Source organism: Bradyrhizobium sp. LeoA1Lang (genome assembly GCF_055413685.1).
Genome location: NZ_JBVAPG010000203.1, coordinates 1 through 12683 on the forward strand (window position 1 = coordinate 1; position 12683 = coordinate 12683).

The following is a 12683-nucleotide window of genomic DNA, read 5'->3' on the forward strand; positions in this document are numbered from 1 at the left end:
CGACGACGGCGCTCGGCTTTTCACCTTCGCGCACTCGCTCCAACGCCATCATGCGGATTTCTTCCAGGGTTCGATGGTCAAGTTGTCGGCCGTCGCGTTTCATGCCGATAGCATACACCAACGCCGCCACGATGTCGCCTATATTTCTGACGTATGAGTAAGCGCTATCGCAAGCTCATCTCGATGATCCAAGAACCAGCCGACAGTTTTGGCTTCTTGACCCTTGTTAGCATCGTTGCAGCCCCCGAGAGCCGCGGCGACGGTGAGGAGAACAATGGCAAGCCTCGTCTTCATTGCAGGGCCGCCCTCATTTCATCGACCAGTTGTCGCCGTCTCTCCCGCTCTCGCTGGCCATCCATGTCAGTGCGGGCCTGCTGGATCATCGCCAGCCCCTGCATACGGAGCACGTCGTTCTGCAGGAGCGCCTGTTCGGCCTGCAGCCGCGCTGAGAGATCGAGGACCTCCTTGGCGTCGGTCGCTGAGCTGATACGAGCCCTGAGCTCCTCAAGCGCATCGATGCGCTGCGAGGCCGTATCGTACACCGCCTGGCCCATGGAGTGCTTCGCGCCCGTCTGCCGGGCGATCCGGTCGAGCTCGCTCTGGTAGTACGAGTTGCCGCTGTTGCCGGCATACGCGCGGTTCTGCGAAAGATAGTGGTTGATGGCGTCGGCGAAGTTGCCGCCACCCTGCCCCGTGATGAGACGTTCGATGTCCGAGAACTGCTGGGGCAAGACTTTCCGGAACTGTGGCGTGTTCAGGAGCGCGCCGATGTCGTTAGCGTTTGTCCGCTTATTGAAGCTGTCATAGAGCTGCTTGGCCTGGCTCAATTGATCCTGCGCGACCTTGAGCTGCGACGTCAGGGTGTCGACCTGCTTCTTCAGCTCCGTCAATTGCTCGAGCTGCCGCGCATATACGCTCGGATCGAATACGATCTCAGCCCTGGCGGGTGAGACTACCAGCAGGGTGATGCTGGACAGGCAGGCTAGAACTGTCGGCATAGGCTGGGGTATCATTGTGCTTTCCTCCGCTCCGCGTGAAATACCGGCAACCATTGCGCGGGGTCGTCGCCGACCTGCTTGCGAATGCGGTCGACCAGCTCGACGGTTTCCGTGCGTCCCGACAGGACGGCGAGCGCATCGTCGAAACCGCCGAGATCGAGTTCGGCCACCACTGAGTTGTGGCCTTGCTTGACCAGGAACCGCCGGCTTTCCGGAGCGAGCTCCTCCTTGATCAGACGGAATTCCGTGTCGGTCAGATGGAAGCCGTCGACATAATCGGTGCGCGTCCCCCGCGCGTTCGGCAGAAAGATCTGAGTCGGGCATTGTTCGACAATGGTATGCGCGATCGGCGAGGCCAGCGCGTCGCGTGGCGACTGCGTGCCGAACACCATGACGCCATTCTGCTTGCGGATGGTTTTCAGCTTGTTATTGGCGAGGTCGCGAAAGGCCTCATCTCCAAGCGCCTTCCAGAACTCGTCGATGTCGATGATGAGGCGCCTGCCGTCGATCAGCCGCTCCACGCGATGGAACAGGTACATCATCAGCGGCGTGCGCACCGTGGGATGATCCAGGAGATCGGTCATGTCAAAACCAATGAACCGGGCGTCGAGGCCGATGGCGTCATGATCGCCATCGAGCACCCAGCCGAACGGACCGCCCCGGCACCATCGCTCGAGCCGCGCACCAATGCCCTCGCGATCTTGCTGGCCGAGAAACGCCCGCAACGTCCCGAACGATCGCTCCGACTGGCGCAGTTGACCGAGCGCTCGCAATCCCGAGTCGATGCGCTCCTCCTCGATCACGGTCAGCGGGCGGTCGTCCGGCGTGACGAGTTTGCGGACAAGTTCGCCCAGGAAGGAAAGATTTGCTGGCGTCAGCTCCAGAGCCTTGAGCGGCGCGCACCCGGTCGGGGCGCCGTTGTGGAGCGTCAGATAGGTGCCACCGGCAGCGCGCACGAAAATCTCGGCGCCACGGTCCTTGTCGAAGAAGACATAGGACGCACCTAACCGCTCGGCCTGCGACAGCAGGAAGTTCTGCACGACGGTTTTGCCGGACCCCGAGGGGCCACAGATGAAAGTGTTGCCGAGGTCGCCATGATGAAAAGAGAAATAGAAGGGCGAGCCGGACGCCGTCTTGAGCATCGCCACCGCCGGTCCCCAATGGTTGCCGGCAGGACGCCCGGTAGGATAGGTGTGGAACGGCGAGAATGCCGCGAAATTCCGCGAGTTGATTGCACCAGTGCGAGCCCGATATTTGAATAACCCCGGGAGCTGGGCCCAATAGGCTGCTTCAAGTCCAAGGTCTTCTCGTGCGACCACCGCACCCGCATCGGCCAGGGAGCGCCGTGCCATGCTCATGTGATCCTGCAGCTGCGCAGGCGTATCGGCGTAGACCAGGAGTGAGAGGTGATGGTCTCCGAGCACGAACCGGTTGGATTCGAGATCGTCGAGCGCGTCAGAGAGCTCGTCGATCTGTGAGGCGGCCGGATCCTGGGCCGAAACCAACTGGTTCTGCTTGCGCGTCAGGACCGCCTTGGCGTCAGCCTTCGCCAAGAACGCGAACGATTGTGTGACGATCAGCTCAAATGGCGCGGAAAGCAGCGCGTTCAACAGGCCAGGCCGGGTGGACGCTGGATATTCCTTGAGTCCAAACATGCCGGCGAACCGCGACCCGCCGGGCCTGCGAATCTCGAGGACTTCGCGGCCGAAGATGATGCGGTTTGAATAGAGCGCAGGGCCGATCGGCCCTTGCGGCAAGGGCATCGGCATCCATTCCCCGGAGGCGAGCGTATGGAGCAGCTCCATCGGTTCTGAGAAGGTGATGCCGTCGCGCTCAACCAAGCCGACCGCACGGGCGCCGTAGCGGTCGAGTGCCGCGACGATGTCTCGCGTTGCATCGTCAAGCCGCTTCAGGCCCGCGCTGTCCACCTCGACGGCACGCTTCCCGGTGCTTCGGCCAAGCCGCCGAAAGAATGCGGCCGCCGTATCCGTCGCCGCACGCCCCGGATGACAAACCAGGGTCAGATAGAGGTCGTTGCGAAACAGCGCTTCCATGCGAAGCTGCTCGCGGTATTGTTTGTCAAGTTCGGCGGCAAAGGTCGATCGGAAGGTCCCGTCGGGGTAGACCGACGTCCGGCGGCGCACCAGATGGGTCCAGAGCGCCAGCTGCGGATCTGCAACATTGCGCAGCGTGAGATTGAGCTTGCCATGAAGATCGTTCAGGTCCGAGGTCTCGGCCGTCTCGAACGAGATGCCATCGATCCGGATCACCGTCAGCAGGGCGCGCGTTGTAAGACTGATCACCGTCTGAGTGACATGCCGGCCGAACGGCAAATAGACGTCGGGTTCGATCTCCCGGGTTTTAAGCGCCGCGTTACGCATAACGGACGTCCCTTGCTCGATATCGCCGGACGAGTTTGAGCGGCGTGCAGGACGATCCACCCCAGAAGATGGCATTGCGCGCGCGCCCGCGGGTTTCGATCCAGGCGAGCAGAATCCCGAACATGTTGGGGTCGTGGCGGAAAACATCACGTTGAGCGCCATCGCTTCCATCGTGACGCCGGCGATCATGGCGGGACGCGTGCAGGCGAGGAACAAGGTGTCCTCCGTGAGACGCGCGGTCTCGGTCATCAACGACCTCCGGTCAAGGTCGAGACCACCTCGGAGGCGCCGAACGTGATGGCGACCCCAAGCACGACGTAGGCGGCCTTGCGTAGATCGAGGTAGCCGAACATCCAGGCGATGCCGACGATGATGACCGCCAGCGTCGCGAGCAGGCGAGCGACATTACCGGTCAACATATTGACGATGTTCTGCAGCACGCCTTCGATGTTGGCGGTCTGTGCCAGCGCCGGCTCAACCAAGGCGATGCTGAGAACGGCCCCCATGCAAAGGAGGGCAGCGGAATGTTTAAGAGAGGAAGTCATGACACGGCTCCGATTGGCAATGCAGCCGGACCGATCCGAACCGCGATATTGAGTTGAGAGGGAAAATGACGGTCGTCATCGTTCATAGACGAAGGCAGACGTGCCTGTTCCTGAACGATAGACGTCCCAGCGCGGGTGTTCGCTGGCAGAGGGTGCAGGTGCTTTGATTGTCGTATCGCCAGTCGGGCGGTCACGACCGGCCGACGTTGCCGGTTGGACCCGAGGCTCGGCGGATTGGCTGGGAGCGTTGGACGCGAAACTTGCGACAACGCGGGCAATCGCCTGGTCGCTGTCGGTGCTCTTCACGTTCGCTGTTTGCAGTCGTGCGCCAAACAGTCTGCCAAGGCCAGCGAGGTGCTGGCACGCGTCGAAGGTCGTGGTAGCCGTCAGCCCGGCCTTCCTAGTTTCCTCGGCATCAAGTTGAGCGAGACCCGCCCGGACCTGCTGGCCGGCGGCGATGGCCTCGGTCGTAAGCTGGATGGCTTCATCACGGTCACTTGCCTGAATCGGAATTGGTTTGCGGCCTTGAACCGTGATGAGCAGCGGCTCGAACGAGCTCGCCTGCCGCACAATCTCGGTCAGCGGCCGGACCATTGCCATCGGTGCGCATCGTTCGACCAGAGCCGCAAATGCAGCAGGATCCATGGTTGAGAACCTTCTTGTCAGGAGCTGAATACGTTCGCTGCTATGCCGCGAGCGTCAGGCTTGGCAGTGCTTCAATTGCACGCCCTGAAATCTTCCCGGCCGTCCTGATCGAGCCGAGTGCGTCGCTGGTGACCGGCAATAATCCAGCCACCGCTTTGGTCGTCCCGATTTGGCGGGGCGTTCCAAGGCGATCGAGATGCCATCCGGCCCGCCGCAGGATGCGTTCCATGCGCAGATCAGTGACCGTTGCGATGGCCTGAAGGTCGTGCTGCTGGCCCCATTCGATCATTGCCGCAAACAGCAGGAACGTCGCATTGCGCAGGCCATTCTCCGCTGTCGCCGTCACGCTGTTGGTGTCAACACAAAAGCGCGAGCTCTCCCAGATCCTGGCAGACTTCGGCGCAGCGCTGCCATCAAGCAACACCGGGAACGTATCCGCGAGCATGTTGCGCCCAGTGGTGGGCAGCAGGCGAACGCAACCAACCACATCGCTCTGCTCAAGCGCCAGGAGATAAGTCGGCTTGAATGTGTCGTACTTATCGATCTCCAATCCGTCGGAGACAGAAACGTCCCAGTCGAGCCGTTCCTTGAATACGCGCCCACGCAGGCGATGCATTCCCATTGTCAGTTCGGAGTCGTGCAGGAGCGCCGGCCGGCTGCGCACAATGACTTTCATTCTTAACCTCATGCTTACGAATCACAGCGTCGAGATCAAGAAAGCAGGCGCGGTCACGGCCTTGCGCTGTCAGTTCTGACAGGGCGATTTGGAATTGTTCTTGCCGCCGGAATTGTTTTTGCCGCAAAGCGGCCGCAACACCGCAATACATCGCCCGCACGTGGAGCGCGAATCATGGAACTCTCTCGCGTTTTAAGCACTAGGAAGTGACAGAAGTGGCGCAATGAAAGATGTCAAAAGAGCGTGCAATGAATTTGTCGATTGTCTTCACTCTGCTCATGCGGAAGAGGATTTTCGGCGTGTCGCGGAACGAACTGCGCATGCATTGGGATTCCGGTGGTTCGCTTATTTTGGTCAGCGCGCGAATGGCCCCAACCTGATCTCATCCTATCCGAAGAGTTGGACCAGCCACTATTTTCGGGAAGGATACGATAAGATCGATCCCGTTCTTCAGGAGCCGCGAAACACAAGTCGGATGTTCCTGTGGGATGGACGTGAGGCGCGAAGCGCAAAGTCAGCGAAAGAGCGCCGTCTGTTTGACGATGCGCTCAGCTTCAAAATCAGGGCCGGCCTGACCATTCGCATCCCCTCGAGTCAAAACCAATTCGCGGCGTTCACGCTGGCGGTGGACGATCGCAGCCTCGGACTCGATCGTTTCATCGAGAGCTCGCAAGACATGTTGAAAATGGTGGGTCTCACCTACCATGCACATGTGAGCGCCAAAATCGGTCGCACCTCGGCGGGCGGCGGGATTGGCAGCCCGCTAACACAGCGTGAGCGGCAGTGTCTCGCGTGGATCTCTGATGGCAAGACAATGCAGGATATTGCGGAGCTTCTTGATGTCACGCCGCGAGGCGTGAAGTTTCATCTGGACAATGCCAGGCGAAATCTTGCTGCGTTAACCCTCCCGCACGCTGTGGCCCTCGCACTTCGGCAGGGATTGCTCCCATAGTGCGCGGCAGGCTCCTGAGCTTCTCCAGCGTTGAGCGGGACAGATTATCAGGCGTGATGTCGGCGATGACCGCCGACAAATCGCGCAGTCCACCCTGCCCGTCGATGAATCCCGGCTTCTCAGAACCGCGATTCCCGTATCGAAAAGCTTCATGTGGGATTCCTTTCAACTTGTCGTAGGCGGCGATTCCTACGCGAACCGGGCGGAAACCGTCCCGAGACCCGCGATGTTCGCCTCGAAGGCGTCGCCCGGATTGACCGGCACCATCGAGCCGAGCGCTCCGGAGAGCACGATGTCGCCAGCGCGAAGCGGACGCTTCCGGCGCGCCAGTTCGCCGGCCAACCAAGCCATCGCATTGAGGGGATTGCCGAGGCACGCCGCGCCAGTCCCCTTCGAGACGACCTCTTGCTGCCTCGTCATCTGCATCTGCAGGGCGCGGAGGTCCAAGCCGTCCAGGCGGCGGACGGGACCGCCCAGGACGAACAGTCCCGAGGAGGCGTTGTCGGCGACGGTGTCGACGATGCCGATATCCCAATTGGTGATCCGGCTGCCGACGATCTCGAGAGCGGGCATCGCATACGCGACGGCGCGCAGTACGTCGGCGACGGTCGGAGCTTCGACGTCGACGTCGCGATCGAGCAGGAATGCCACCTCTGCCTCGATCTTCGGCTGCAGCACGCGACCGGCGGCGACGGGCTCGTCCTCGGCGACCATCATGTCGGCGAATAGGACGCCGAAGTCGGGCCGATCGACGCCGAGTTGCTTCTGCACGGCGCGGGAGGTCAGCCCGATCTTGCTTCCGACCAGGCGACGACCCTCCGCCTGCCAGTACACCGTGTTCTCTTGCTGTATGGCGTAGGCGGCATCGACGTCGAGCTCGGCCAAATGCGGCCGGATCGGGGTAATCGGCGTGCCGGTGTAGGCCGCGCGGATCTGGGTGGCGAGTTCGCCATGTTTGGTTTGTTGGTTCATCTGCAGAATCCTATTTGCCTGTCCGGAGGAATTCGATGTGGAGGTGGTTGAATTGCTCCGCATCCTCGAACTGGGGCCAGTGGCCACAGCGGTTCATAACAACGAATTTCGAACTTGGGATCATGTCGGCGATCTGCTTGCCTTCTTCCGGCGTCGCGGTCGGGTCGTGCGACGTCCAGACGACCATTGTCGGCGCCTTGATCGAACGGTACTGCTCGGCGGTGATCATGTTGGGCCGCCGGATCTCCATCTCCTGCAGGCACATGATCCGTTTCATGGTGTCGGTGAACGCCGGCTGGGCGTAGATCGCCCTGCGCGTCTCGATCAGGTCGTCCGAAACCATGGACTTGTCGCACATCAGAAATTCGAGGCGCGTTTTGATACGTTCCCAGGAAGGATCCGACGCGGCTTGGTTGGAAAGGCTCTTTAGCCATTCCATGACCTGTGGATGTGCCGTCCAACCGCCGGCGGTGTTGAGAACGAGCTTCTCGACCGCGGCGGGACGATTCACGGCGAGATAGGTCGCGACCCAGCCGCCGAGCGATTCGCCGCTGATCATCGCCTTGTCTCTGCCGAGGGTCTTGAGAACCGCGAGCACGTGGTCGGCGTAGTCCTTCACGTGGTAGTCGATCGCGGGCTTGTCGGTCCAACCGTGGCCGAGCATGTCGATGGCGACGAACCAGAAATGATCGGCATGCGGTCCGAAGTTTCTGGAGTACGCCTCGGCGTGGCCGCCGACGCCGTGCAGCGCCAGGACAAGCGGCTTGGACGGGTCGCCGGACTCGATGCAGCGGGTCCGGATTGCACCTGCGTCGATATAGTGTTGCTTGAAGGAAACGCCTCTCAAATCGGCCCAGACGCTCGAAAAGTTTGCAGGTCTCGTGTCACTCATGACTGTGTCTCGCTGGCTTGTTGTCAGACGAACAGCGGCGTGCCGCTGGGTTGGGATGGTTCGGACGGCTTCTCGCGCGGAAGGGCAGCAAGGCTCGGAAGGTCGAGAACGGCGCGGATTGCCGCGCCGAGCTTCTCCTCGGCATCCCCGGGGTCCGGCGTTCCTTCCTTGTCGCGCCAGGCCACCACTCCGTCCGGTCGCACAAGCAGCGCGCCGGCTTCCTCGATCTCGCGGATGCGCTGCCACTCGCAGTACAGGTCCTGCGCTTCGGGCGAGCCGGTCACGACGATCCGCAGGAACGGCAGATCGAGGCGGCGAACCGCTTCCCTCCAGGCCGTGCCGGCGAGGCCGGTCACGACGGTGAAGAGACCTTTCCCGGTGATGTCCAGCGTCGACATGCGTGTACCGTCCGGGCCGACGAGCCATGCGTGCGGAATCTTGGCCCCCGGTCGCGTCGTCGGCTGATTGTAGAGGTCGCGGTCGCGTCGCCATTCTTCCGGCTTCGCCCCCTCGTCCGGAACGACGGCCGAGGATTCGTACCGCTGGTTCATCTCGACGCCTTGGGCGTTGAACTCGGTCTGCTTGAGATCGAGCGCGGCCTGCGCTGCCTTGCGGGCGGCGACGCCCTCCGGACCTGGATCGCGGAAGCGTACTATCCCGGCGGCCACCGGATTCTCGGCGCCCTGCACGCGGAAACAGGCGTTCAGCGGAGCGTAGTCGAGGCGCGACTGGTTGGCGCGCTGCACGACCTGCTTGCCGACAGGAGCCCTCTCCTGCGAATAGCTTTCCAGGAGCTTCGGTCCAGCCCAGCCCTTGACTGCGTAGGCGAGCTTCCAACCGAGGTTGTGACCGTCCTGCACGCACGTGTTGTTACCCAGACCGCTCGACGGCGGATGGCGATGGACGGCGTCGCCTCCGCAAAAAACGCGACCCTTCGAATACTGCGTCACGTACGCTTGGTTGATGTACCAGACCGACGTCCTGACGATGTCGGGTTGGATCGCCGGATCGCCGATCAAAATCCTGATCTTTTCGCGCACATTGCTCTCGGAAAGATCGGGCTCCCCCTTGTTGATGTCGAACCCCCAGCCGGCAATCCATTGCGTCCACGGCCGCACGGCGCGGAGAAGGCCCATGCCGATCTCGCCGAAGCTCGTGTCCGGTGTGACGATCCAGTTCAGGATGCTGGGACGATGCTTGCTGTATTTGGAGAGGTCGGCGTTGAAGATCGTGTAGACGGTGCCCGCACGCGCCATGCGGCCTTCGATCGGGAGTTCAAGATGATCGACCACGGACGATCTCGCGCCATCGGCACCAACCATGTAGCGCGCTCGGAAAGTGAACTCCCGTCCCTCCAACCGGTCGCGCAGCGTTGCGGTGACGCCGTCGGAATCCTGCTCGTGACGGACGTATTCGGTGTTGAACGCAAACGTCGCGCCCTTCTCGGCCGCCTTCTGGAACAGGATCGGCTCAAGCAGAGGCTGGATGATATCCACCATGCCGCAGGGATTTGCGCGCAAGTAGTCGCCTCGGCGGTCGTCCCCGGTTCCCCACGTCCGCATCCGGATCAGTTCAGGTCCGGCGAGGCTGGTGGTGAACGTCGTGTCTCCCATCAGCTCCCACGGGCTCGCGTACCGTGCCACGTCTTCCGAGATGCCGAGGTCCCGGAAGACTTCGTTGGCGCGTTGGTTCGTGATGTGAGCGCGGGGGCTATCGGCCATCCAATTGCCGCGCGACACGATGTGGCAACGCACGCCGGAATTCGCGAGCGCCAGGGCAGTCGTCGAGCCGGTCGGGCCGGCTCCGATGATGAGTACGTCTGTTTCGTATGACATGCCTTCGTTGACGAAGTGATCGAGCACTCTCGCCACCTCGTCGCATTCTCTTGCGGGCCATCAGCATTTTCATAGATTCGTCGTGCGCTTGATCGATTCGACCCACCGGCGCAACTGCAAGATGCGTGCCTTATGTTTTAGATATCCTTGTCTGCAAAACCGTTTCTTAAACGGTAGATCGCATGTCCGAGTCAGGCCTAGTCACCAAGTAATTAGCGGAGACGATTCTGGTCGACGGCAAAGGCCTTCCACACACGACCGAAGCTCATATGGATGTTGAGGCCCAGGTCATTGGTCGAGACGATTTCAAAGCGCTGCGAGCTCACCGGAAATTCGAGGACGCGCTCTTGCGCCTCGTTTGCGGTCAAATGCGCCTGGCGTGCGATTACATCGCAGACTCGCTGCTGGACTCATGTGCCGCGCGCATTGCGACACGGCTGTTGGAATGCGCACGTCAGAATGCAAGCGGGCGCCGCCATCTTGAGCTTCCACAGGAAGAGATCGGGCTGATGGTCGGTGCAACGCGGCAATCCGTCAATCAGGTCCTGAGAGAGTTTCAGCATGACGGAATCGTGCATCTCTCCTACGGCAAAGGTGTTGTTGATGACTTCGGCGCATTGGAGCGTCGATCAATTTAACAAACAACCAATCGATATTGCTCCGCAGCCTGGCGGACAGAGCCGACCCCTTCATCAAGCGGCGACTGCTGGATCTTGCCTCCCCGGTATGAACAGCGGCAGGGCAAAAGCAAGCCGCTGCCGACGGTGGCGCTCGTATGGCCTGGTGACTCACGTCGGCGAGACGGCGGTGAATCCTCGAGCGTAAACACCGCGACGGCGGGCTTGCGGATCGCAAAGGCTGGCGCCGCAACCACGGGCGGGAGAAGCCCCTCAAACCTCTCTCCCGTCTCGGGAAGCTCGGCCGAAACGCGCGGCCTCTCGGCATGGACCTCAGCACCGACATGGTGCGCGACCAGGCGCACGATCCGCTCGCCGTCGGCGGCGGACATCGTCCGTCCGCTATCCTCCAGGCCGCCCGACAGCCGGTCGATCCAGAGCCGACCATCGGGGTTGAGCATCACCTCGACGATCGAGGGGTCTTCAAGGAACGTCGCTATCGCTGGACCAAGCGCGGTGCGCAGCATGCGCGCACCGCGCGAGAAGGCCTCCGAATGGATTGAAGTGACCGCCACGATCGTCCCCCGTCGAACGCCAATCGCAGCAAGCGATCAACGGGGATGGATAGAAAAGGCAGGAAATGGGTTAGTTCAACAATTATCCAGACGTCGTAGGAGTCCGGCGTAGAGCGGAGAAAAAAAACTTGCTGTATCGAAAGTGTGCCGATCGGATCCCGACCACAAATCTTTGCAATAGCTGCGTCATTAAGATGTGGCTGCGCAGTCCCTAGTGTTCTGAACCAGAAATTCGCGACATTACGATGCCTGGGCTTGGGCATTGTATCGGCAGAAGCGTTCGATCGAAGCGAGGATATCGTCGGCGGACTTGGTCCATTTGAATGGCCTGGGATCAGCATTGTGATGGGTGATGAAGTCCATAATGTCTGCACGCAGAGCCTGGACGCTGCGATAGATACCGCGCCGGATCTTCTTGTCGGTGATGAGCGCGAAGAAGCGCTCGACCTGATTGAGCCAGGACGAACTGGTGGGGGTGAGATGGACATGCCAGCGCGGCCGTTTGGCGAGCCAGTTGCGGATCAGTGGGCCTTGTGCGTAGCGTAGTTGATGGGGTGGACGCCCCCTGACGGCATCGCTGTGCCAAATTGGTGTCGGTGATCATCACTTGAACGGAGGCGTCCATGTCGGAAGTTAACACAATCGGGTTGGATCTGGCGAAGAATGTGTTCCATGTGCATGGCGGGGATGCGTCGGGAAGTGTGCTGTTCAGGAAGAAGCTTCGCCGCGATCAGGTGCTTGGGTTCCTTGCCACGCAACCGACCTGCACGGTTGCCATGGAGGCATGTGCCGGCGGCCATTACTGGGCGCGGGAGATTGCGAAACTGGGACATGCTGTCCGGCTGATCGCTCCAGGTTACGTCAAGCCTTTCGTGAAGCGGCAAAAGAACGATGCCGCTGACGCCGAAGCGATCTGCGAAGCAGCCCAGCGGCCGACCATGCGGTTCGTGGCCGTGAAGAGCGAAGAGCAACAAGCTGCGGTCATGGTGTTTCGCGTTCGTGACCTTGTGGTGTGCCAGCGGACCCAGACCATCAATGCGATACGTGGGCATCTTGCTGAATTCGGACTGGTGGCCGCGCAGGGTCTCTTCCATGTGACCAAGCCTGTCGCGGCGATTGAGAAGGATTCCACCATCCCCGAAGCTGCCCGCCCAATCCTGTTTCTGCTCGTTGAGCAGCTCCGGTCGCTGGACTCGAGAGTGGCCGTGCTTGATCGCGAGATCGCCCGGCGCGCCAGAGAGGATGTGGAAGCGCGGTGCTTGATGACCATTCCCGGTATAGGACCGATCACCGCGACAGCACTTGCCGCATTGGCCCCATCTGCTCAGACCTTCAAGAGAGGTCGCGATTTTGCGGCATGGCTCGGCCTCACGCCGCTGCAACGCTGCAACGCTCCTCAGGCGGCAAGCAGAAGCTCGGGGAGACATCCCGGATGGGCGAACGAACCTTGCGTCGCCTGCTGATCATCGGTGAGCGTCATCCGGCGACCACGCACTGAGGGCTGATCTGGTCGGCTAGGAAGATCTCGTGGATTGTTTCGTCACGAGGTCACCATGTCAAAAGATAGTTGTAAGGATGGCGATAAGGATAGGCAT

The 12683-nt window shown here is 61.2% G+C and carries 10 protein-coding genes and 5 pseudogenes; 3 read left to right on the plus strand and 12 right to left on the minus strand.

The features are described from left to right. Positions 1–290 precede the first annotated feature (290 nt). The 7 genes and pseudogenes from virB5 to ACZYOF_RS38245 form a co-directional block, all read right to left on the minus strand. Positions 291–1052 (minus strand): P-type DNA transfer protein VirB5, encoded by a 762-nt coding sequence (gene virB5 / locus ACZYOF_RS38215; RefSeq protein WP_463718989.1) that lies wholly within the window; start codon positions 1050–1052, stop codon positions 291–293. After that, on the minus strand, positions 1010–3379 hold the full coding sequence (locus ACZYOF_RS38220) for a VirB4 family type IV secretion/conjugal transfer ATPase (protein ID WP_463718990.1): 2370 nt from the start codon (positions 3377–3379) through the stop codon (positions 1010–1012). The genes virB5 and ACZYOF_RS38220 overlap by 43 nt, the downstream gene beginning before the upstream one ends. Continuing rightward, positions 3372–3550: pseudogene (locus tag ACZYOF_RS38225) on the minus strand (hypothetical protein). Before ACZYOF_RS38225 ends, ACZYOF_RS38220 begins: the two are co-directional and overlap by 8 nt. After that, positions 3529–3628 (minus strand): annotated as a pseudogene (locus ACZYOF_RS38230) (VirB3 family type IV secretion system protein); the annotation flags it as partial. The pseudogenes ACZYOF_RS38230 and ACZYOF_RS38225, both read right to left, overlap by 22 nt. Continuing rightward, positions 3628–3924: a TrbC/VirB2 family protein gene (locus ACZYOF_RS38235; RefSeq protein WP_264638436.1), complete on the minus strand. Its 297-nt coding sequence runs from the start codon at positions 3922–3924 to the stop codon at positions 3628–3630. The pseudogene ACZYOF_RS38230 and the gene ACZYOF_RS38235, both read right to left, overlap by 1 nt. A gap of 75 nt (positions 3925–3999) precedes the next feature. Beyond that, positions 4000–4569, minus strand: coding sequence for a lysozyme family protein (locus tag ACZYOF_RS38240; RefSeq protein ID WP_463718991.1), 570 nt, complete (start codon positions 4567–4569; stop codon positions 4000–4002). Positions 4570–4609: 40 nt separating this feature from the next. Beyond that, positions 4610–5245 (minus strand): acyl-homoserine-lactone synthase, encoded by a 636-nt coding sequence (locus ACZYOF_RS38245; protein WP_463718992.1) that lies wholly within the window; start codon positions 5243–5245, stop codon positions 4610–4612. Positions 5246–5468: 223 nt separating this feature from the next. On the opposite strand from ACZYOF_RS38245, the gene ACZYOF_RS38250 reads away from it, so the two are divergent. Next, positions 5469–6197 (plus strand): autoinducer binding domain-containing protein, encoded by a 729-nt coding sequence (locus ACZYOF_RS38250; RefSeq protein ID WP_463718993.1) that lies wholly within the window; start codon positions 5469–5471, stop codon positions 6195–6197. Positions 6198–6386: 189 nt separating this feature from the next. On the opposite strand, the gene ACZYOF_RS38255 is transcribed toward ACZYOF_RS38250, so the two are convergent. The 3 genes from ACZYOF_RS38255 to ACZYOF_RS38265 are packed head-to-tail and all read right to left on the minus strand — an operon-like array spanning position 6387 to position 9923. After that, a complete protein-coding gene (locus ACZYOF_RS38255) occupies positions 6387–7169 on the minus strand; it encodes a 2-keto-4-pentenoate hydratase (protein ID WP_463718994.1) in 783 nt (260 codons plus the stop codon). A 10-nt stretch (positions 7170–7179) separates the two neighbouring features. Next, a complete protein-coding gene (locus ACZYOF_RS38260; RefSeq protein ID WP_463718995.1) occupies positions 7180–8061 on the minus strand; it encodes an alpha/beta fold hydrolase in 882 nt (293 codons plus the stop codon). Between the two features lie 23 nt (positions 8062–8084). Continuing rightward, a complete protein-coding gene (locus ACZYOF_RS38265; RefSeq protein WP_463718996.1) occupies positions 8085–9923 on the minus strand; it encodes an FAD-dependent monooxygenase in 1839 nt (612 codons plus the stop codon). Between the two features lie 242 nt (positions 9924–10165). Between ACZYOF_RS38265 and ACZYOF_RS38270 the strand changes: the two genes are divergently transcribed. Next, the gene (locus ACZYOF_RS38270; RefSeq protein ID WP_463718997.1) at positions 10166–10534 is read left to right on the plus strand and encodes a Crp/Fnr family transcriptional regulator; all 369 of its coding nucleotides are present in this window, start codon (positions 10166–10168) and stop codon (positions 10532–10534) included. A 173-nt stretch (positions 10535–10707) separates the two neighbouring features. Here the strand turns inward: ACZYOF_RS38270 and ACZYOF_RS38275 are convergent. Together ACZYOF_RS38275 and ACZYOF_RS38280 are read right to left on the minus strand one after the other, a co-directional pair. Next, positions 10708–11088, minus strand: a pseudogene (locus tag ACZYOF_RS38275) (P-loop NTPase family protein); the annotation flags it as partial. 240 nt (positions 11089–11328) lie between these two features. Beyond that, positions 11329–11663: pseudogene (locus ACZYOF_RS38280) on the minus strand (IS630 family transposase); the annotation flags it as partial. A 48-nt stretch (positions 11664–11711) separates the two neighbouring features. Here ACZYOF_RS38280 and ACZYOF_RS38285 point away from each other — a divergent pair. Further along, a pseudogene (locus ACZYOF_RS38285) lies at positions 11712–12559 on the plus strand (IS110 family RNA-guided transposase); the annotation flags it as partial. Between the last annotated feature and the right edge of the window lie 124 nt (positions 12560–12683).